This window comes from Sporosalibacterium faouarense (assembly GCF_016765695.1).
In the GTDB taxonomy this organism is placed as follows: domain Bacteria; phylum Bacillota; class Clostridia; order Tissierellales; family VENL01; genus Sporosalibacterium; species Sporosalibacterium faouarense.
In genome coordinates, this window is sequence record NZ_JAETGO010000089.1 from 169042 (window position 1) to 189572 (window position 20531).

A 20531-nucleotide genomic window follows, 5' to 3' on the forward strand; every position below is an offset into this window, starting at 1 on the left:
TTATTAACTTAATTGTTTCCTCATATTATTTTTCTTTTAATGACAAAAAACACCGAGATAAATCAGTGTTTTTCATTAGCTTATATTTTTTCTTGTTAATATGAAAATTAATATTTAAAACAATACTTTTCATTTGATCTATCTATTAAATTACTAAAATCGGTTTTAGATTTAATTATTTTGCATATTATCATAGGTCTTTTATTTCATTCTATTTCTTATCTCATATAATCGATTTAATTGTCTCTCTATAGCATCAATATTACTTCGCCCTGTAGTTTTCGGTCTCCCTATTCCCCCATACTCTAAAGTTAAGTATTGAATTGAACATTTATCAAGTAGCCATTCAACTATTTCATAATCTTCTTCTTCCATTTCCAAATGTTTATCTTTTACTCCATGAATTTGGTCATTAATTGTTCCATTCACATGTAATTCAATAACTCTATCAAGAGGAAATTCTAATAAATATGATTTTAATGATTGTCCTTTATGGTGGGCACTTACTTTAGCATGTCCAATGTCTAAAGTTATTTTTAAATCTAATTGTTGGCACATCTTATGAAATATATCTGGTTCTGAGGTTAAATGATGATTACCCAAAGAATCGTAATATAGGGAATAAGGATAATTTTCTATAGCTAGAGGTACACAAAGTTCCTTTTTCCAACGTCTAAGCACATTTTCTAATCGCTCCATTATTTCATCATATGAAGGATCATCTGTCTCAAAATCCTCTTTTTCAATATAACAGTGCAATGCACTAATTGGTGATTTCAAGTATTTTAATTTCTCATTAATCCAATCAAAGTCAATTTTCTCAAAATCATTCATAGTGGCTCGTTCCTCATGCCCCATATAGTGAACCATTATAGGCTTAGTAGCCTTTGCTACTTCTAAATGGTCTTTACATACATCATCTATTGCTATTTTAATATAATCAACATCTACTTTCTTTTCATTTAATAATTGTAAGAGTTCTTCAGAGTAATTACAGCCAATTTGCATATCTAGTCTCCCCTTTATTTATTCGATTCGCTTTAAAGTGATTCACAAAACTTTCTTAGAATGATTTTAAATTGTTTACTATCATTATCAAAATTCATTATCCCTTCTATAGACATAGCTTGTACACAAACAAATCATCCTTTCATGTCATTACTCAGAATCAAGTTTTATCTCTTCTTCAATAGCTATTTGAAAATCAGGTGGTAACATAAACTTCATATATACGCTTGTAAATTGATTATTCTCTAGAGAGTACGCTCCTTTGAACTCTGAGCCATCCTTAAGATAAAATGCTACTAAATATAGTTTTTCTGCTTGTCTATCAGATGATATCTCCACTGGAGAATTTAGAAGCATATCAGTTATATCTTTAACTGTCTTTTCTTCTGTTATTGTAGCTATGACCTCTCCATTTTCGCTATTGTTTATTCTTATAAAATCTACTTTATCAAAAATATCTGCTATATCAGAGCCTACTTTTGCATTTGGGTTGGAAAACACTTGATATACAATAACTTGATCTTTATCTTTTACCGCTATACGAAAAGTACTATTGTATCCATTAATACTGTAAATTGGAGTTCCCTTCTCTAAATATGCAGCATCTCCATCCTTAATTTCATAATTTGTGTCACTAATATTACCTGATAATTTAAAATTAACCTCATCAATTTTCGGTCCCAATTTTTCATTGTCTACAGAAAAATTAGTGTCGACATACTGAATTCCATTTAGTTTTATAAAATTTACCCAATCAATATCTATATTTTTTTCAGATTGATATTCATTATTTAATTCAGAATTATTACTTGATTGATTACAGCTACTTATACTTAATAAAACTGTTAAAAAAATTAGCATTGTAAGAAATCGTCTAAACATGTTGATATAATCCTCCTCATCCTTTTTTTAATCCTAATAATTGAAATAATTATTCCCACCAGTAATTTTTTGTTTCTACTAATCACTTTTTTATTCTTCAAGCTTTTTTCAATCAGTCTCTACAGTAAATGCTCATTATTCATAAAATCATTTATAAGGTGTTCATTAGCATTTATTAGGTAATTTAAAAATCTCAAATGTGGACCTGCATACATTTCTAGATTTGGATCTAGTTTTCTCTGTTCAACAATCTTTCCCACCAGCTTGTATAAAATCCTTTAATAATACTCTAGAATTACAGACTCTTTTAACATAATTTTTATTTAGATATATTATTCCATTTGTTTCAGCTGATGGTATTAGCTCTTTCTTAGCATAAGATAAAAAATTATTGTTGATCTATTATCATCAACACATATTATTACAGGTCTTTTAGAGAATGGTAAACTGTCATTTGTTTTAATACACTCTCCAGAATCCCAATCATTTTTATAATATGTTATAGGCGAATTTACAATTTCAACTTCACTAGATGTTTCTTCTTCAATTTCTCTTGTAATACATTCTATAGCTGACTCTTTTTCTTCAATATGACCACCAAATCTAACTATACCTAGTTTATCTAAGGATTTGTTTGGTCCAATCATAAAAGCGAAAGTATTTTTATATAAAATAAAAACTCCAACAGTTCTTAAATTTTTATATGACTTTAAGTTAACCATAATTTCAACCTCCAGATAAAATACTACTATTTGCAATGTTCTTTTCTCAGCAATATATATTTATATTTCCAAACTACTTCATATATTAATTTTCAACTCAATATAACCTTCTATTTTCTACAATTAAACAAACACTGAATATTAGCTCTATAGCTATCATAACAAAAGCCAGAACAAATGGCTGAAATTTTAACCCTATAATCAACGCCAAGAAAGGAATAATAACAGCAAATGAAGTATAGCTCTTAGATTTATACAACCATCCATATGGCAATAAATGAGCGCCAAAAATCATTGCAATTATCATCAACATTTTTTCTGGAACAGTTGGATACACCCACATTGCAATTAGCAAATAGAGTATTTGATTAAAAGAAAATATTACACCTAACTTTGTTAAAGGGTTATCCTTATTCTGAAAATCTACATTGATAATTTTTGATATGAAGAATGCCAATGGCATAAGTGGAGCTGTGAAACAGAAAACCAGTAGATTTTTGGTTAACATTGGTAATGATGTTAACTGAACTATAGAAATTGCCATCCAAATAAAAACTGAAGCTATTATAAAATGCAAGCCTTTCTTTTGTTTTATAGCACAATCATTTCTTAACTCTTCTAAGTTCATTTAATTTCCCACTTTCATTAAATATTTAATTTCCTATAAATAATAGAAAAATAATTTTACTATTCATTTACCTCTTCTATTTTTATCTTAAGTAAAAGTACTATATAATCATCTTCTATCATTTGTTTTACAGAAGCTGGATCTTGATAATTATATCCTGTTCTTATTTGTTTTTTCCCTTGTCTATAAACTCCTATTAGCTTCTCTTCTCCATACTTTAACTTGATTGTTTCATCGCTTTTAAAAGCATAGTCCCAAGTACTGACAAAAAAATCATTTAAAATATCACTATTTATAGTATCGAGAGAACTGCTAACATTTGGTGCATATAAAAAGAATAATGGTTTATTATTGGACTTAATTATTCCAAATCCCATATTCCCTTCATGAACTTCTGTAGGACTCCTACCATAAGAAATTTTTGTAAGAGGAAATGGTTCAATAGCTTTTCCATCCTTATACCCTTCAACCCATATATTAACCCAACTTTTATTAGCTTTAGTTAACTTCAAGTCAAAATCAGATACTACTCCTAGTTTTAATTCTTCAAATGTATTCTGATAATCCGAGCCTTCATTTGCTGAAATATATGCAATGGATTTATCCTTCTCACTTTTATTGCTACATCCTACATTGACAGTAATAAATATAATAGTTATAAACAATAAAATTTTCTTGAACTTTTCTAACAAAACAACTCCCCCTTAAGTAAATGAAAGTATCCTATTTATTTGCGAATTACTTCTCAAACCAATAGGATTTTTAAGTTTTATAATGCAACTTTTGATTTCTTTGTGATATACTATTTCCCTTGTGCATTCACTATTTCATACCTAGCAATAAACGGTACTAGTAATGTAATGGTTATTATATATAAAATGTAAAATAGCAAACTGTATTTACCAAATATTTCAAACATGTTGTCATGGAATATAATATTCAAAAGAATTGGCAAAGGTATCAATGGAGCAATTAAAAGTCTAGACCAAATACTGAATGTATATTCTTGATTACAAGCATTACATATTATTGGTGCATACCCCTTCATCAATGAACCTAACTTAGATGACCATCTTATTTTTTTGCCACATTTACAGCATTTATTAATCAAAAAAATCACTCCACTTAATAATTAATTTTACTTATATCATAAGTCTCTCATCTTTGAAAATCTTTATGTTCTTAGCTTTTGTTCAAAACTCAACATTACTAATAAGTAATTCTACATTTGATTAATCTATATATATACTTTGTAAAAATCTTCCTTGCCCTTGAATATCTTCAAGTTCAGCAAAAAGTCCTTTCTTAATAAGATACTCATTGATTTCACCAAAGACTAGATGCCATAATTCATTTGAAATTTCTTTTATTGATACATTATGTTTTACTGGTGTTAAATTATTTAAAATCTCATTATTACCGTTGAAATAAGAGCACACTTCGCTATCTATCATTTCTAGAACAATATTTTCAATCTTACTCTTAAGCTTTACATCATTACCTTTGAAAATTGGCACTTTAATTTCTATTGTTTCTTTATCAGTGATATCAACATATCCTATCTCTTTCATAAAATCAGTATAAATATCAAAAACATATTCATTAGTAGAAATTTTCTCAAGTCTTTCTCCAATTTTTCTTAATAAGTTTTGATTATATCCTTCATTGATTTCATTATATATTTGATTCAATTTATAATTATCTGTAGATTTATCAATAGCCAATTGATTTTGACGAAAAAATCTATAAATATCTTTTCTATTACCATTTCCATCTCCAAAGCTATTAAATCTATATTTACCACTTACTTTATTATTACTACTACAAAGTAACTTTTTGCTAAATTTCTCAATTTCATTGGATGATTCATATCCGATTAATATATAATCTCTATTATCAACTTGTGGTTTAGATATATTAAACAATCCCTTATCAGAAAAGTAATCTAAAGCCACTCCATCAAATACTCCATCACCAATCAAATGATAGAGTATTCTTTCCATATCAAAGCTTCCATAGATTTTCATTTGCTTTACTATGTCCAATAATTTGTCTCTATTACTAAGTATGATATCACTAATGCTATGGGATACACTTTTAGAAAAGCCTTTTATATATTCAATATCTTTATTTAAAAAAACAGTGAAACAAATTCTATAATAGCCTCTATTAGATTCTGTCATACCAAGTCTATTCGTTTTCTCTAATTTTTGTTTGATAATATCATGGTTAGCACTAAGCTTCTTAGATAAATCAAAGCTATTAAACTCGTATCGATTCCCGTTAGCTATTAAATATAATAATTCAGGTACATATTCTTCGTTATAAAACCTTATTGGATTATATTCATCAAATGACCCACAATCACCAAATTGAAATAAATCAATTTTTTTATTCATGTCTTGTACTCCCCTCTATGTTTTAAGCAATGTAATTTAAATCCTTTATACCTGTCCTACGCCTCAAGGCTTAATTACCCTTAATGCCACTTTTAATACTTTAATTTTATTTTCATTATCACTAACCTCATGAAAAGTTAAACAACTGACAACTGCATCAAATTCATTTTCCTTAATACTTAAAAGGTAAAAAAAGATTTGTTGAAAATATCTAGAGTGAAGATTTTTTTACTAAATATTAAGAAAACACCATAAGCTATAAAGCTAAGTCCAGTAATAGAAATAGAATAAGCCATACTATTACCCCTTATATATCTATAAGTGTCCATATCTTATAATTTATTTTACACATTTTCTTCTAGACTCCTCTATCTATCTTTGCAATTAAAATATTCATATATTAATATAATAGATTATCTTTTATATTAATTAGTACAATAAGCTTTCTATTAATACTCAAAGCTCCAAACTGGTGTAATCTCAATTTCTTCTAATATTGGATTACCATTCTTATCATCGTATTCTATTTCTACCACAATATTGTGTTCATCATAACTCATCATTTCAAGGGGATATGAGATGCCCACAATTCCTGATTTAAAATTTTTAAGCTCTTCCGATTTAAACATGCTTCCAGTTGAAAACTTCTCGTTCTGATCTGTATTTTTATCCTTAAATCGAAGAGTAAAAGATATATTTTCTGATAAATAATATTCATCTCCAATATAATCAACTGAATCTATTCGTAAATGGACATGCTTAGTCGTATTAACTAAAACTCCATCATTAATTTTCCAATTATCACTTTTTCCACTTAGTCTAAACACTGATAACAAAACTTCTGATTTTTCTTGACTCAACTGGGTTTTCATATCACGATTATTAGTAAACAGTATTATACAGACAACTAATAAAATTAAACTTATTAAAATTAGTAATTTCTGAATTTTTATATTCACCTTGGGCCCTCCCTTAATGCTAATCTTACACATAATCTATTTGCTACCTCATAAATCTCAATAAACTAAGCATTTGATTATAAAATATATAATGACTAAACTAATTATCACATTCAAAGCTTAATTTTGAATGATTCGTATATATGTGTGCCACTTCCTTGAAATAGCTTTTTTCTTTTCTCTATATCCTCAAAGGCTAATTTCACTTTCTCAAGTAATTTTACTGGTATATCTAAGTTATAATGCCCTGGTAATAATCTACTTATTTTTTGTAAAGAATTAATTTTTACAATAGAATCATAAAAATGAATAGGATTAGTACTTGGATAAAAAGCATAAAGTGTTCCACTATATATTAGATCTCCAGTAAAAAGATATCCTTTTTCCTCTTCATAAATACATATATGGCCTGGTGAATGACCTGGAGTATGTATTATTCTCAAAACTCTTTTTCCTAAATCTATATAATCATCATCTTTTAACTTAATATTTGGCTTTCCTTTATAAATCGTGTAGTTTGATATATTGAAGTCATTAGGTATTTGGTCTTGAAGAAGTCCCTTCATCAGTTTTTGTTTGATATCTTTCACTGGAATTGGAAGTCCATTTTCCATCCAATTACTATCATTTTGATGAATATAGATATTATTGAAAAATTTATGTCCTCCAACATGGTCCCAATGAAAATGAGTTGTGATTACTCTGACTGGTTTGTTAGTTAAGCTTTTTACTACATCTCCAATATTGCCAATTCCTAAACCCGTATCAATTAGACAGGCATACCTTTCTCCAATCAATAAGTAAGAATGTACTTTTTCCCAATGCTTATACTCACTTATTGCATATGTATTACTGTCAATCATCTCAACTGTAAACCACTTCTGTTCTTTCCACATGGCAATACAACTCCTTCATTTAACACTTTTATACTAATCTAAACTCTTAGCTCTACATGTGTAGAGTTCAAGGCAGCTAAATAGAAGAAAATAACAAATGGAGCATTAAAGCTGTCCATTGGGAATGTAGTCTTTCCTGCGCCAGAATACCCAAATATAATAATGCTCCTTGTTATCCAATTACATCCTATTTATGTAACGCTACCTTCTAATTATAGTGATATTCAATAACTTAGTTTTTACTTAATATATCTAAGGCTTCATTTGCCATTGTTAAAATATTATCCTGAATATCATCTGTATTATTCAGCTCTTCCTTATTATACCATTTTAACAAATTAGATTCTCCTTCATTATGTCCACCTAATGGAAGCATTTTTTTAGCTTTTTTATGTAAGTGTAATAATACTTTATTTTTATGAACTATAAATACAGAAACTGTAAAATGTCTATCCATGCTTAAATTCTCCTTAAAATTCTTTTGATAAGGTATCTTACATACCAATCAGCAGGTACTTATATACCTATTCCAGAATAGAAAATAATTAATAGACTTCTAAAACTTAAATCACTAATTCTTCTCTTAGATGATCTCCAATCCTTCTCTAGTGCTAAACCTATATATGGAGACCATTTTCTGAAATAATAATGATTTAGTTTCTTTTTAAATAAGTTATCATCTTCTTTTATAAGTGTAATAAGAGTTTTAACTTGATTTCTTAATTCTTGAATCTCATTCACAACTCCCAATCTAGACAATAGTTCCATACGATGAAACCACATCATCCATTCTTTATCATCTATTTCAGCTAAGTTTGAATCAAAATCATTCATACAAAAAGAAGCTGCTGATATAAATTGATGATTTTTAAATACACTAATATCAGGAATAGGAGAAAACTTTATTAATTTTTTTATGGAATCAATAATCATGTTCTTATTGTTATTATTTCGCCAACTATTCGAATATGCAAGGAGTCTGAGGTGATATATGCTTGGCCACTTTACTCCCTCTGAAAAAATTAGTTTATTTTTATACTCTTCTGTTATCTGGTTTACTGAACTAACTTTAGTTAAATATCTAAAACAATCTAGAGTATTTTTAATTTCTTCTTTTACAAATGATTTGTTGTCTAATCCTGCATATGTAAAAGCTACTGCTCTCATTAATTTTGAACCACCAAATCCTTCTTCATCTAAAATCTTTCCTACTTTAGATAAAGAGCCATTATCAAATGTTTCATCTCTTCGTTCTAATTCATTTAGCATTTTCTTATAGGGCGAGTAACTAATATCTATACCTTTTTCAAAGAAAACTCTAGCAGCTGTTTCAACTCCACTTTCACTATGAAAATCTTCATCTATCCACCCTATTTTATTTTGTCTATCTACAATTTCCTTAATTTTTTGATCATTCAATATTTGCTTATATAAGTTTGAATCTATTTCATTAAAAATTTCTTTTTTTATTCTGTATTTGATAGAAGGACAGCCTTCTTCAATCAAATAGTTTATTATTTTTTTCATAACTAACTCCTTTAATAATATTAATTATTTTCTAGTTGTTTTAGATTTGAATCTACTTCCCTAGACGCCTCTGAAAGATTCCTATATTACCGTAGTCAAGTATTCCTTGTAATCACTATTGTAATCATTGTATTTATAATCATCAGGGATTCTTATAAAACAACCAATTGTACCATCACGCTTTCGTTTTATAATCCCTGAAACATTCTGATTGTTTATATTTCCTTCTGCTACAATAAGATATTCACTTTCACAAGAAAGCACTACACCTGTATGGTCATGCCATGGGCTATTTTCAGGTTTGTTCTCTGGCGAAACAATATTATTATAAATTACAATATCACCTCTCGAAGGTATGAAGTCCTCATTGTCGTGAAAACAAAAACCATTATCCTTTCCCCATTCATACCAAGTTCCCACCCCCGCAAACCTATATTTAAATGGTGGTTGCTTAATAGGAAGTTCAATCCCCGCTCTTAATGCACAATGGTAGACAAAAGCAGCACACCAACTATTTTTCAGTTCGTCAAAAGCACTAGCTTCAGGATAATATTTGATAATATCCATATAAATATTATTGTCTCGTTCGCCACATATATTTTTAGCTGCAAGTTCTTCCGCAATATCTGCAAATTCGGACCTTTTAAATGCTTTTTTTACTGAAGTTCCTTTTTTCATTTCATTTTCAATAGGTTTTACAATAATTTCGAATTCACCAAGAATTCTATTAAGGCGAGGAACATCAATATGAAATAGATTAAAAGATGAAGTATTTAAAAAAGCATGTAAAGTCTCTGCATCTTTTAAAACTTCGTCGTATTTATCATGAATAAGTTCTTTATGAGAATGATAAAAAATTGCTGATAAAATAATTTTCTTTTCATCGTCTGAAAAAATATTCATCCTTTTAATGGCGACACGAGCCATATCTGCACCACTTTGAGCATGACATAAGTGACTTCCTGTAAAATAAGCATATATATCATGTAAAAGACCACTTATATATGCAAGTTCGGAATCTAATCTTCTTTTGTCAGCGATTATTGAGCAGCATTGAGCAACACCGTATGCATGAATATATGCGTTTCTTCGTTCTTCCGTAGATATGATATTTTCTATAATATTATCTACATATTGCTTTACAATTGGAATTCTTTTCACATTTTTTCACCTCTCATACAATATAAATAATCATCCATACTAGTCATAAGTATATATGAAATTGAGCTCTATATATTTTGTTGATTAGTGCTATTTCATATGTTCCTTTTAATAAATACCATTGATCGCCCAGCTCCAATTGGAATATATTAACTTTTTCATCTAACTTCATTCCTAGCTTTACTAAGAATTTACATGATTTAGTCTTTTTAGTTTATGATTTCATATGTTGTTAATTTTTTTATTTTTCCATTTCTACCCGCACTAGTGAAAGTCAATACATGACAGAAATCTATCTTGCCCTGTTCATAAGTGAAATTTCCATTAATAGCTCCAGTTTTTCCATGTGTTATAATAGTGCTAATCTCTATTTCCTTAACAAAATAGGTCTGTATTTGCTTGTATGTATCCAAGAAATTAGTTTTACCTTGAACAGACCTGTCTCCGATAATATTCCAACAAACACTTTCTGAAATATTCTTCTCAATGAACGTAAGATTATTTTTAACCCATGCTAGAATAAATTCTCTCAGAAACAATTTTTTTGGTGCATTTCCACAATCTTCATCGCAAATAATCTTAAGATCCTTTTGGAGATTTTCATTCACAATAATCACCTTCTCTTTATTAATTTTTATTATTTTGAAAAAACTATCTCTAAGTTTATTATATAATAATTTCTTTTCAATAAAAAATAGGGAAAAGCAAGTATAGTGGCATACAAATTGCTTTTCCTTATTTATCCATTAATCTAGTATAATAAAGTCTAAAAATCATGTGTCCCGGTGGTCCGATTTGAATCTGTAATATTGATTTTATTAGCTATTTAATAATTGGTATCCATACTTCTGATTTATAATTTTCATCATTAACATCACCAGGATAATATATTTCAAGTTCAGGACCATCGGCATGCTTGTATCCTGTTGAAGGGAACCACTCAGAAAATATTCTTTTGGTTACATCCTGAATTGCATCAGGTATTGCCCCTATTGCTTCAAATACTGCCCAGGTTGAAGCAGAAATTTCTATTTCAGTTAAATCCAGTTCTAAAGATTCGTCTGGTTTTTCGATTGCTATCATATAGGTAAATTCATCATTCTCCATATCCATATCTGTACATACGCCCATCAGTCCTAACTCACCCATTTTCTCTGATAACTTACTACATAGACTATTTTCATTGCATTCTTCCCAAAATTTTGGAATACGTTTAAAGTTTTCTCCATTACCAGTAGAAACTCTAATCCCCTTTCCGACAATTGTAAAACCTTCTTTTTCAACAATCTTATACTTCATTTTTTCAGCTCCTTTTAATTGTATATTAAAGGAAAGACGTGGATATGCTTCCAGAGTATTTTCGCTATTACCTACAATAGAAGGACTTATCTTATGTAATTTGCTAAATGCTTTAGAGAATGACTCTGGAGTTGAATAACCATACTTTAAAGCTATATCTATTACTTTAGAGTTAGTTATAGCTAATTCTTGTGCTGCCAATGTTAATCTTCTTTTCCTTATATATTCTCCTACTGTTATCCCAGTTAGTATGTGAAACATTCTCTGATAATGAAATTTTGATAAACAGGCTACCTCTGCTACCTTTTTAATATCAATATCTTTAGATAAATTTTCTTCTATATAATCAATACTGTCATTCAACTTCCCTAAATGCTCCAATCTCCATCTCCCCTTCCCAAATATAATAACACCTAAAGCATTATATGTCCTGTCAATCAATGCTTTTTATTGACAGATTCTAATTGATATGTTTTTCTTTATCCTAAATTTTACTATTATCTTCTTTTCTCATCTACTCTTAGATTCAATAAGATTACCCTAGAGTAACTATTTCACTTAACTATTATATACCTGAATAATGATAACTTTTATAATTATAAATAATTTATTGCCTCTACTAACTCCATATTTCTAGAATCATTTATAAGTTCCCTCAGTGTCGCCAAGTGTCCCGCTCCATATATAACTAATATTCTGTCATCTTCCTCTGATATATCTTGTAAATTAGAAAAAATACGTATATTTCTTTCATACCATTTAGAGAGAACATCCGATCCACAATAATTATCTCCTGACCCTAATCTACAGAAGTCTATATATACTTTATGCTGTTCTTTTATTTCCTTAGGATCATTAAATTTTTTCAGTATCTCTCCTATAGTTAAATTATTATGCATATAGTTAGTTTCATTTTCTAGTTCTTTCATCTTTTCATTAAAATGTTCCATAAATTCTGGTTTATTCTTATTTGCATACTCAAATGCTTCTTCAAAAGGTATCATACCAACCACATCAATAGGATATATTCTTTTATGATTAAGACTTTTAGCTAATTTAAACCCAAGTTGTTCTACTTCATCTCTATGATCAGTAATTTCCTCTCTATCTTTTTCTTCAATAAGATCTCCACTACACCATCTATTATACTGACCATTTAATACTTTACTATTTTCAATCTTTACTTCTACAGCTATCTTATTAGGTTTAAATTCCTTTAGTTTATCTAAAACTTCGTTTAGTTCTCTCTGAGCTTCATCACTCATAATATCCTTTGGCTTATCTTTAACAGTATGAAGATCATTCTCTTTAAAATGAAATGTCCCCAATACCATTACTTTAACCTTTCTTTCGTATACCATGTTACTTTCTTTTCCCATTATAAAATCCCCTCTGATTTATTTTAAATATTCTTATAATTAGAACTCTTAAAACTCCTGTGCAAAATCTTTATTATAGACTATAATGATGCATTTTACATCACTCCAAAGATAATACTCATTTATCATTAACTTTATTTAATTCTTTTAAAAACTCTAAGACAAAATTTTTAGTTATAATAGAAGCTTGTGTACAATTTTCTTCAAATTTTTCTATCCCCAAATGTATTGCAGTATCTGTTATGGATCGCACTGAAATAAAAGGTATTTTATTCACATAACATACATGGGCAATACTTGCAGTCTCCATATCAACTGACAATGGCGAATATTTTTGGTTTATTCTATCACGATTATTATCTTCAATAAATTTTTCTCCTGTTACCATTCGTCCAAAATGTACATTGCTAAATTTGTTGCAAGTCATTTTAGCTATATCTAAGAAGTTTTTATCAGCATTGAAATATATAGAAGATAGCCATGGATGAAATTCAGTTAATATACTATCATCAACGTCATGATATACCACTTGAGTTGAAATTATAATATCGAAAAGATTTATACTATTATCCATTCCACCAGCTGTTCCTGCATTTATAATTGAATCAACACAATAAGTATCTATTAATATTTGAGATGCAATTGCCGCATTAACCTTACATACACCACTGTATAGTGCAACAACCGATACACTATTTATATTTCCCTCATAAAACTTCAACATAGCTTTTTCTGTCACTACTATGTTTTCTATGTGTGATAAAAAAGGCTTAAGTTCTTCGTCACCAGCACAAAGTATACCTATTTTATGCATGTATTTATCCTCCTATTATATAAATAATCATTGACACTTATTACTGTACAGATACGCATAAACACATATATCTCTTTGTAATATTTTTCAATTAAGACCCTCAAAAAGCTTTCCGCATATCATCATTTATTATTAAGTCAAACCTGTTTAAAAAACTATTTTAGATGTATCAAAATTTAATAGTTATGTCGCTTTCCTTTTTAATTCTAACCCCTATGCTAAATTTTTTAAGTCTATACATTCTCCCCACGTAACGGTCTTTTCTCTATTTTGAGTGAACTATAGAGTTAAGATAAAGATATACATTATCTGACACAGCATCTTTTGTCATAGAAAATTCCTTTTTTTAAATGTACTACCTTGTTGTGTTATTTAGAATGTCGAGCACGAAATTAAATAATGCACTTTTTGATAATTCCAATAATAAACTCATTAAATTCCTCTTTGCTCTATCTGAATTTTTATGATAAACAGATCATTTCTATTCTTATTTATCTTAATATTGCACAATGGTGTATGTTTACTAGTAATTAGACCAAAACCATTAGTTACAATAGTTTGGTGGCTCAATCCATCAATACCAGCAAAAATGTACACTCTTCCATGATACACTGCAAACACATTGTTTACTCCTATATCCTATGATAAGCAAAATTGAATCTATTTCAGTTTTAGTGAATTCATAATACACTCTGCTACAGGCTTCCAATCCTTCATTTCCTTTTCTGTACAATTAAAGGTCATCATTAGCAATTTTCCATCTAAATCTGTAAAAAACATTAAGTTATAAACTTTTGTATCAAGTGCTGGGGTTAATAATTCAAGTACTCCTATATCTCTATTATCTACTTGAATTAAATAATCTCGATACCATTTTGCTGAAGGATGCAGCTTTGACAGAGTTTCCTTAAAGAAGTCTTTATATTCTTTGATTTGATTATTTGTTACTTTACTTTGAGTATAATTAAAAGCTATATTAACTGAGCCTGTATCATTTGTATATACTAATTTTGGCCTTCTTTCATATGGATATTTAAATTTTGCCATTTCTTCTGACATAAGATTAAATGATTTAGGGATAAGAATTTCTATCCTATCATTCAAAATTTTTTTATGTTGTAGTAAAACTTTTTCATTACCTATATTGAATTCCAAATCTACAGTACTTTTTTCTGTATTATTTGCTTCTGAAATATCTTCTGTACTAAAATTAGAACAAGCTGTTATAAAAACATTTAAAACTAATAAAAGAACTATTAATATATTTTTCGATTTCTTCATTTTTTCTTCCCCTCATATTTCAATTATATCGCCTTAGTATTATCATTCTTTAATATTTGAGAATCATGGTATGCACGGCATCCAAAACCCGGGTCCCTCAGATATGCTCACTTCAGTAATCTGCTATAGTCTTTATATAGCTTTCTTACTATTCTTCTCAGTAAAATAACCTCCGTAATAAGTAGGCTACATTTACAGTTTCATTCAATCCATTTGCGACAAAAACTAGCATCTATCTATTTGCTTCATATTCAATAGTCCACTCTCCATCATAAAGTTCCATTGCTTCATTCTCATATGGATTATTCTGGTAACTTGGCTCACCTAGTACTGATTTAATTTCTTTAGATGTCATTCCAAGTTTTACATTGCAAATTTCTTTGTTGTCTCCATAAATACCTATCCATATAACATCTGCATATTGAATTTCACTACCATATAAGACTGTATTCGTAGAAAAAACGACTCCTTTATCGTCATATGCTAAGTACAATTCTCCCATAAAGTTATCGTATCTATTAGGCATACCCCCTTTTTAAATAATATCGCCACTATATGAACCAATTCCACGTGGACTAACATGACAAGCACTTAGCATAACTAAATGTGGCATGATATGTTCATTTTCATGAGCAAACCACGTCTCATTCCCGATTACTATACCTGACAAATTACTTTCCTTCGAATACTTTCCATGTGCTGAAATTACCAAAATATCAGCATTTGAGTTAGATTTTAAAAATTCTTTCATACTCTTAATTGATGTGATATTTTTTTTTATTACATTGAAGTTTTGATTACTCTTAGAAAGATTATCTACTAATGACCATATATGATCTGAATAAGGTCGGATGTGATCATTATTTTCTAAACACTCCGCTATTATGACTTTGCATGAGTTACCTATATATACGCTAGGAGTTCTGACTAACTCCATTTGCATTGCTCTTGTTAGCGGAGTTAAAGGACTATATGATATTGGTTTATGGCAACATAGTGGTGCTGTAGTTTCTGGTAATATAGCAAGTCCCACAGGAAAATTTGTAAAAGCAGTTATCTTTGAGGCTCTTTTAATAGCTTGAACACCATCTTCTCCTAGTTGAATTGCTAATCTCTTACCGATCTCCTTTAATGTTTTCCATACATAACTATTTTTCTGACTATCTTTACAACAATGATCCTCTAAATTATTTAAAGATGAATACAACTCATCAGCAACAGGTTCACAATCATAATAGTAACCATTTTTTGATATTGCATGGTGTGCAGAGATCAGGCTAATTGCTTTATTCTCAATATCTGGTATTTTACTTATACAAGCTGCTTTCTTATACTTTGGTGGCATGCCAGGAAATGATATAGTTAGAGGAATTCTTGCTTTAGGAATATAATCTTTTATTAACTCTACTGGCTCAGTTTTTGATAGACCTTTCTCCAAATCGCTTAAAGCCTGTAACTTCGCTTTTTGAAATACCGCTTGATTTAGAATTTTTACATAGTCAATATCAGTAGAATTATGATTACTAATGTATGACCCAACTGTCCCAAACTGATTCTCAATGAATAGTTGAGGTAATAATCTGATATTGATGTCACTAAGTCTTTCTTCCTCAAAATTTGGAACACATAGTTCTCCTTCAACACCTGTAGTTAAAGCTGATAATTCGTTCCAAATACTAGACAAATAAACACTACTTAGATTACTAACAGAAAGTGATTTCATTTTAGGCATAAAAGTATCTTCAAGTTCTTTAGCTTCATTCATACACTCATCTTGATAAATAATAAGAGTTGGTTTTTCAAAATCAGGTAACTTGATTTTACATATACTGTGAGCCATATCAGATGGTATCATGACAATGTTGTGTGGAACATACGATCCAGCCATTACTTGATCAATATTTATATTTACAGTATCTAAACTTACCCGAGGTAAGTGAAGACAAAATTCGATTGCTGGTATAATATCCTTTAAATCACTATCAAATAAGTGATAAGATGATTCTGCTTTAATACTTTCTATATCAACTATTGACGAATAATACTGACTTTATGGCTCCGATTTAAAAATAATAAAGTAATTTAAATAAATTCTACTAGCAGTTTCACTAAATTTATTCATCCATATTCCCCCTGATATTGTACTATTAATTAATTTATGAGTAATATGCCACCATCACCATAGAGCCGATAGTCATTGCTCCTGGCACAGATCCCAGCGTGCGGATTTCCCGCACTGGGCTCCTCAGTTGTATATTTCTACTTCCGCTCTCCAGCTTATATAATTATTCCCATTTGTTTGTTTAGACTTTCTGTGAATGGTCTTTGTATTGGATGTTTTTCTTTTAATTTCTAATTAAACTCTTTCCAATTAAAGCTTCGCTTTTGACTCCTTCGGTTCATCCACTTATACAACAATCTTTTAACTATCAAATTCATCTTTTCTAGCATGTTATAGTTTCCTACAACCCCATAATAATTATAATAATCTTTTAGTTTTATGTTCAACAGATCTATTATAGTTTTGAGTCTATTGTTTCTGTTTTCTTTTATCCACTTTTTTATCTTTTGTACTGATGATTTGAACTTATTCTTGCTTTTTGTGTGAGTTATAATATCTGTTCATTTCCGTGATGTAAACCACCCAAAGGTAAATTCTAAAGAATCAAATTCTTCATTTCTAACTTTGCTAAATTTATTAAACCTTATGACCTTAATCTTTTCTTTGGCAAGCTCTAAGCCAAACTTTTTGAAACGTTTTTCTAGTGCAATCATGAACTTCTCTGCACACCTTTTATATGACTTTTAACTACTTTTTCAAACCATATATCCAAAACATAATATAGGTATATATTAGCTAGATCGGCCTTATTACACCACCTTGCGATGTTCCTTTGTGAGGCTTTTCTATAATATTTTCCTTTAACATAATACCCGACTTTAACTATTTGTTTATTAATTTAAGAAATGGCCTGTCTGCTATGTCATGGGCTAACATTTCTATTAGCCTTTCATGATTTATATTTTGAAAATACTCTTTTATATCTGCTTCTACTACATATCCATATTTTCCATAGTTGAGTTCTTTTCCTAAGTGCTTTACTGCATCCTTTGCTCCTCTACCTTTACGGTATGCATATCGTGTCTCATAGAACTTAGATTCATATACTACTTCTAGTATTTTACTACATGTTGTCTGTAGTAGTTTGTCTCTTACTGTTGGTATTCCAAGTGGTCTTTGATCTCCATTTGTCTTACTTATGTAGGTTCTTCTTACTAGATTTGTGTGATATGACTTATTTTTAAGTTCCTTTCTAATATATTTACTTCTTTGGTTAGATTTGCTTCAAACTCTTTTGCACTGATTTTGTCTATACCTTTTGATGCCTTTCTATTCATATACTGCCATGATTGTCCTAGATTCCACTTATTCAGTAGTCTGTACAGATTTTCAAACTTATGGTTTTTCTTATATCTTGCTTTCCTTTGAATAATTCATGCTCCTGTTTCCCCCTTCCCCATGTAGACAGCTTTCCTGCCCTCAGAGTACTATGAGGAAATCCGAATTCTCACTGTCTTTACAATACAATATCTTCTTTTTCGATTGTATATTGATTCTTAGTTCCCTAAGTGACTGTGAGACCTCCCAAGTTCCTAACATTACTTTTCATACATACCACATGCTTTGTCCCCGACAGACCCTCCAGAATCTTGACTTTTCGATTCCTTAGTATTGACTTCCGTAACGTTAAAACTTCGTCATATTCATTTTTATTCCTTTCGGAACCAAGATTAACGGGGCTGAATATACTTCAAGTATTATAGTCTGCTCCTTGGTCTATTGGTGCACTAATATCCATATGTTACAGACATTTTCGTCCGCTAGGGATGTCGCAAAGCTTACTAATTTATCTACTCTAAAAATATTGTAAGTTTTGTAATAGAGAGATGTGGTTCAATAATCCCTCAGATCTCTACACCACACCTTCATGATAACATCCAATTATATGCAATAGTCAGTTGTTTCTCAGACAAAATCTATACTTTTAATATCAAAATAACCACGATCATTATTTATTCTATTTTTATGTATAACAAAACAAAGCTCAGCAACTTCACTCCAACTTTTATTATTGCAATTTAGAGAAGATAAAGATATAATCTTTTCTTCAAAATCCTGTGATAAAGTTATAGTGTTCTTACTTTCATCTTCAATATGTCTAAGATTGCCATCTTTTATCTCAATTGCAATTTTATCAATCCCAGCACTTCCACGAATTACTATTTTTAATTTTCTCTCATCCTGTATTAACCCTTTCCAATTTTTCAATGGATTGAATTTAATTACGCTACTACACCAGCTCTCACTACTATCTGCAAAACTTACATTAAACCTATGACACTCCACAGCTTCAACCTTTACTATTTCTTGTACTATTTCCTTTTCTGATGGATAACAACTAAAGTTTAATAATATTTTATTATTATAAACATTCTCATCTCTCAAAAACTTTATAAAGTCATCTGCTTTTTTAATAAATTCAATCTTTGAACTCTTCTTAGCATATCCTCTATCTAAAAGCTCTTCATACATATGTTCAATATCTTCTTGTTTTCTTATTTTTTTTGCATGAATATCTTTTAAAGGTGTTCTATTTAAAACTTCATAGTTTAGTGGCTCAAAAATAATTGGATAAATATCATGACTTAGTGCCCATGCAGCCCCCATTTCAGCAATACAAAAATAACTTTCAACGTATGATTCTGTTATTAATAAAATTGTTAATGTTGCATTATTGATATTTTCTTTTATATGTCTTATAAATGAATAACCTGTTGGAATATTACCTCTTATTGACGTGCAATAAATATTATCTGATTTAATCTTCATACCAGCATTAAGCAAGTAAACAAATTCTTCAACTAAATCTTCATCTGCACTTGAATGACTCAAAAATATAGAATTGCTCAAAAATATCTCCCCCTTTTTAGTTTATCAATAATCATCATATAGATTCCTTCGCTGACCATTGCATGTATAATTTTTGTCTTCCAGTCATCGTGAGTTTTATAAGGAACTACTAATATCCGTCAATATGCAAATACTTAGCACAGCAACTAACTTGATTAGCAAGACGATGTAGTATTTAATACGATGGTATGCAATGTTAACTTATACCTTACTACCCGTAACTATCTTACACCAGCCTGCATTAACAAGAATAAAGTTAGGTCCAGCTACATGTCGCAAATCCCATAACCCCTTCCACACCCTTACATTATACCAAACAAAATATAAATATTTTGTCGCTTTCTATCGAACGATAGATTAAAATTGCTATTAATAGTATTTTCTTGCAGATAATATAATTCTATCAACCTAATCTATAAACCATAAGGATATAAAATTAAAAAGGTATCACAAATCTATTTTTCAAATTTGCAATACCTTCTCAACATGTTTACATAAACTTACTTATTTAAAGTAAGCTATTTATAAACTTCTAACCTACTTCATTTATCTTTTGATAAGACTCCCACTTCTATAAGTGGGAGAGAAGACTTCTCTTCAGGTG

27 protein-coding genes are annotated in these 20531 nt (G+C 29.4%); all 27 read right to left on the reverse strand.

Features of this window, described 5'->3' with window-relative positions:
• Positions 1 to 201: 201 nt before the first annotated feature.
• The 27 genes from JMO20_RS17375 to JMO20_RS17500 all read right to left on the reverse strand — a co-directional run bounded on the left by JMO20_RS17375 (position 202) and on the right by JMO20_RS17500 (position 19927).
• Complete coding sequence (locus JMO20_RS17375) at positions 202 to 1008, reverse strand: multinuclear nonheme iron-dependent oxidase (protein ID WP_202710969.1); 807 nt, start codon at positions 1006 to 1008, stop codon at positions 202 to 204.
• A 150-nt stretch (positions 1009 to 1158) separates the two neighbouring features.
• Positions 1159 to 1890, reverse strand: coding sequence for a hypothetical protein (locus JMO20_RS17380; protein ID WP_202710970.1), 732 nt, complete (start codon positions 1888 to 1890; stop codon positions 1159 to 1161).
• 119 nt (positions 1891 to 2009) lie between these two features.
• On the reverse strand, positions 2010 to 2150 hold the full coding sequence (locus tag JMO20_RS19860) for a hypothetical protein (RefSeq protein ID WP_207753545.1): 141 nt from the start codon (positions 2148 to 2150) through the stop codon (positions 2010 to 2012).
• A gap of 99 nt (positions 2151 to 2249) precedes the next feature.
• Positions 2250 to 2612 (reverse strand): NUDIX hydrolase, encoded by a 363-nt coding sequence (locus JMO20_RS17385; protein WP_202710971.1) that lies wholly within the window; start codon positions 2610 to 2612, stop codon positions 2250 to 2252.
• Positions 2613 to 2709: 97 nt separating this feature from the next.
• Positions 2710 to 3240: a DUF7010 family protein gene (locus JMO20_RS17390; RefSeq protein WP_202710972.1), complete on the reverse strand. Its 531-nt coding sequence runs from the start codon at positions 3238 to 3240 to the stop codon at positions 2710 to 2712.
• 59 nt (positions 3241 to 3299) lie between these two features.
• The gene (locus JMO20_RS17395; protein ID WP_202710973.1) at positions 3300 to 3932 is read right to left on the reverse strand and encodes a hypothetical protein; all 633 of its coding nucleotides are present in this window, start codon (positions 3930 to 3932) and stop codon (positions 3300 to 3302) included.
• A gap of 110 nt (positions 3933 to 4042) precedes the next feature.
• Positions 4043 to 4351, reverse strand: coding sequence for a TIGR04104 family putative zinc finger protein (locus tag JMO20_RS17400; RefSeq protein ID WP_202710974.1), 309 nt, complete (start codon positions 4349 to 4351; stop codon positions 4043 to 4045).
• A 121-nt stretch (positions 4352 to 4472) separates the two neighbouring features.
• Positions 4473 to 5639 carry a hypothetical protein gene (locus JMO20_RS17405; protein WP_202710975.1) on the reverse strand — a complete coding sequence of 389 codons (1167 nt, stop codon included), beginning with the start codon at positions 5637 to 5639 and terminating at the stop codon, positions 4473 to 4475.
• 63 nt (positions 5640 to 5702) lie between these two features.
• Complete coding sequence (locus tag JMO20_RS20775) at positions 5703 to 5837, reverse strand: class I SAM-dependent methyltransferase (RefSeq protein WP_202711008.1); 135 nt, start codon at positions 5835 to 5837, stop codon at positions 5703 to 5705.
• Between the two features lie 251 nt (positions 5838 to 6088).
• Entirely contained in the window at positions 6089 to 6598 is a 510-nt protein-coding gene (locus tag JMO20_RS17420) for a hypothetical protein (protein ID WP_202710977.1), read from the reverse strand.
• A 113-nt stretch (positions 6599 to 6711) separates the two neighbouring features.
• Positions 6712 to 7494, reverse strand: coding sequence for an MBL fold metallo-hydrolase (locus JMO20_RS17425; protein ID WP_202710978.1), 783 nt, complete (start codon positions 7492 to 7494; stop codon positions 6712 to 6714).
• A gap of 232 nt (positions 7495 to 7726) precedes the next feature.
• A complete protein-coding gene (locus JMO20_RS17430; RefSeq protein ID WP_202710979.1) occupies positions 7727 to 7951 on the reverse strand; it encodes an NUDIX hydrolase in 225 nt (74 codons plus the stop codon).
• Between the two features lie 59 nt (positions 7952 to 8010).
• Positions 8011 to 9021 carry a hypothetical protein gene (locus JMO20_RS17435; RefSeq protein WP_202710980.1) on the reverse strand — a complete coding sequence of 337 codons (1011 nt, stop codon included), beginning with the start codon at positions 9019 to 9021 and terminating at the stop codon, positions 8011 to 8013.
• 81 nt (positions 9022 to 9102) lie between these two features.
• On the reverse strand, positions 9103 to 10182 hold the full coding sequence (locus JMO20_RS20675; RefSeq protein WP_202710981.1) for an HD domain-containing protein: 1080 nt from the start codon (positions 10180 to 10182) through the stop codon (positions 9103 to 9105).
• 209 nt (positions 10183 to 10391) lie between these two features.
• Entirely contained in the window at positions 10392 to 10790 is a 399-nt protein-coding gene (locus tag JMO20_RS17445) for a nuclear transport factor 2 family protein (RefSeq protein ID WP_202710982.1), read from the reverse strand.
• Between the two features lie 214 nt (positions 10791 to 11004).
• Positions 11005 to 11862: an AraC family transcriptional regulator gene (locus tag JMO20_RS17450; protein ID WP_202710983.1), complete on the reverse strand. Its 858-nt coding sequence runs from the start codon at positions 11860 to 11862 to the stop codon at positions 11005 to 11007.
• 215 nt (positions 11863 to 12077) lie between these two features.
• The gene (locus JMO20_RS17455) at positions 12078 to 12860 is read right to left on the reverse strand and encodes a DUF5694 domain-containing protein (protein ID WP_202710984.1); all 783 of its coding nucleotides are present in this window, start codon (positions 12858 to 12860) and stop codon (positions 12078 to 12080) included.
• A 118-nt stretch (positions 12861 to 12978) separates the two neighbouring features.
• Positions 12979 to 13674 (reverse strand): 5'-methylthioadenosine/adenosylhomocysteine nucleosidase, encoded by a 696-nt coding sequence (locus JMO20_RS17460; RefSeq protein WP_202710985.1) that lies wholly within the window; start codon positions 13672 to 13674, stop codon positions 12979 to 12981.
• Positions 13675 to 14106: 432 nt separating this feature from the next.
• The gene (locus tag JMO20_RS17465) at positions 14107 to 14295 is read right to left on the reverse strand and encodes a hypothetical protein (protein WP_202710986.1); all 189 of its coding nucleotides are present in this window, start codon (positions 14293 to 14295) and stop codon (positions 14107 to 14109) included.
• Positions 14296 to 14334: 39 nt separating this feature from the next.
• The gene (locus tag JMO20_RS17470) at positions 14335 to 14955 is read right to left on the reverse strand and encodes a hypothetical protein (RefSeq protein WP_202710987.1); all 621 of its coding nucleotides are present in this window, start codon (positions 14953 to 14955) and stop codon (positions 14335 to 14337) included.
• Between the two features lie 232 nt (positions 14956 to 15187).
• On the reverse strand, positions 15188 to 15481 hold the full coding sequence (locus JMO20_RS17475) for a hypothetical protein (protein WP_202710988.1): 294 nt from the start codon (positions 15479 to 15481) through the stop codon (positions 15188 to 15190).
• A 9-nt stretch (positions 15482 to 15490) separates the two neighbouring features.
• Positions 15491 to 16843 carry a hypothetical protein gene (locus tag JMO20_RS17480; protein WP_202710989.1) on the reverse strand — a complete coding sequence of 451 codons (1353 nt, stop codon included), beginning with the start codon at positions 16841 to 16843 and terminating at the stop codon, positions 15491 to 15493.
• A gap of 464 nt (positions 16844 to 17307) precedes the next feature.
• Complete coding sequence (locus JMO20_RS20780) at positions 17308 to 17571, reverse strand: group II intron maturase-specific domain-containing protein (protein ID WP_202711009.1); 264 nt, start codon at positions 17569 to 17571, stop codon at positions 17308 to 17310.
• 6 nt (positions 17572 to 17577) lie between these two features.
• Positions 17578 to 17730 (reverse strand): hypothetical protein, encoded by a 153-nt coding sequence (locus tag JMO20_RS17490; RefSeq protein WP_202710990.1) that lies wholly within the window; start codon positions 17728 to 17730, stop codon positions 17578 to 17580.
• Positions 17731 to 17899: 169 nt separating this feature from the next.
• On the reverse strand, positions 17900 to 18274 hold the full coding sequence (locus JMO20_RS20785) for a reverse transcriptase domain-containing protein (RefSeq protein WP_202711010.1): 375 nt from the start codon (positions 18272 to 18274) through the stop codon (positions 17900 to 17902).
• Complete coding sequence (locus tag JMO20_RS20500) at positions 18232 to 18354, reverse strand: hypothetical protein (RefSeq protein ID WP_279380170.1); 123 nt, start codon at positions 18352 to 18354, stop codon at positions 18232 to 18234. The genes JMO20_RS20785 and JMO20_RS20500 overlap by 43 nt, the downstream gene beginning before the upstream one ends.
• Before the next feature lie 628 nt (positions 18355 to 18982).
• Complete coding sequence (locus JMO20_RS17500) at positions 18983 to 19927, reverse strand: toll/interleukin-1 receptor domain-containing protein (protein WP_202710991.1); 945 nt, start codon at positions 19925 to 19927, stop codon at positions 18983 to 18985.
• Positions 19928 to 20531 lie beyond the last annotated feature (604 nt).

Bases quoted from the DNA above. Each gene is read 5' to 3' on its own strand.
- JMO20_RS17475 (WP_202710988.1), bottom strand. From the start codon at position 15,481: ATGCCTAATAGATACGATAACTTTATGGGAGAATTGTACTTAGCATAT.
- JMO20_RS17435 (WP_202710980.1), bottom strand. From the start codon at position 9,021: ATGAAAAAAATAATAAACTATTTGATTGAAGAAGGCTGTCCTTCTATC.
- JMO20_RS17375 (WP_202710969.1), bottom strand. From the start codon at position 1,008: ATGCAAATTGGCTGTAATTACTCTGAAGAACTCTTACAATTATTAAAT.
- JMO20_RS17490 (WP_202710990.1), bottom strand. From the start codon at position 17,730: ATGATTGCACTAGAAAAACGTTTCAAAAAGTTTGGCTTAGAGCTTGCC.
- JMO20_RS17390 (WP_202710972.1), bottom strand. From the start codon at position 3,240: ATGAACTTAGAAGAGTTAAGAAATGATTGTGCTATAAAACAAAAGAAA.
- JMO20_RS17455 (WP_202710984.1), bottom strand. From the start codon at position 12,860: ATGGGAAAAGAAAGTAACATGGTATACGAAAGAAAGGTTAAAGTAATG.
- JMO20_RS17480 (WP_202710989.1), bottom strand. From the start codon at position 16,843: ATGGCTGGATCGTATGTTCCACACAACATTGTCATGATACCATCTGAT.
- JMO20_RS17405 (WP_202710975.1), bottom strand. From the start codon at position 5,639: ATGAATAAAAAAATTGATTTATTTCAATTTGGTGATTGTGGGTCATTT.
- JMO20_RS20500 (WP_279380170.1), bottom strand. From the start codon at position 18,354: ATGAATAGAAAGGCATCAAAAGGTATAGACAAAATCAGTGCAAAAGAG.
- JMO20_RS17460 (WP_202710985.1), bottom strand. From the start codon at position 13,674: ATGCATAAAATAGGTATACTTTGTGCTGGTGACGAAGAACTTAAGCCT.
- JMO20_RS17470 (WP_202710987.1), bottom strand. From the start codon at position 14,955: ATGAAGAAATCGAAAAATATATTAATAGTTCTTTTATTAGTTTTAAAT.
- JMO20_RS17385 (WP_202710971.1), bottom strand. From the start codon at position 2,612: ATGGTTAACTTAAAGTCATATAAAAATTTAAGAACTGTTGGAGTTTTT.
- JMO20_RS17380 (WP_202710970.1), bottom strand. From the start codon at position 1,890: ATGTTTAGACGATTTCTTACAATGCTAATTTTTTTAACAGTTTTATTA.
- JMO20_RS17425 (WP_202710978.1), bottom strand. From the start codon at position 7,494: ATGTGGAAAGAACAGAAGTGGTTTACAGTTGAGATGATTGACAGTAAT.
- JMO20_RS17430 (WP_202710979.1), bottom strand. From the start codon at position 7,951: ATGGATAGACATTTTACAGTTTCTGTATTTATAGTTCATAAAAATAAA.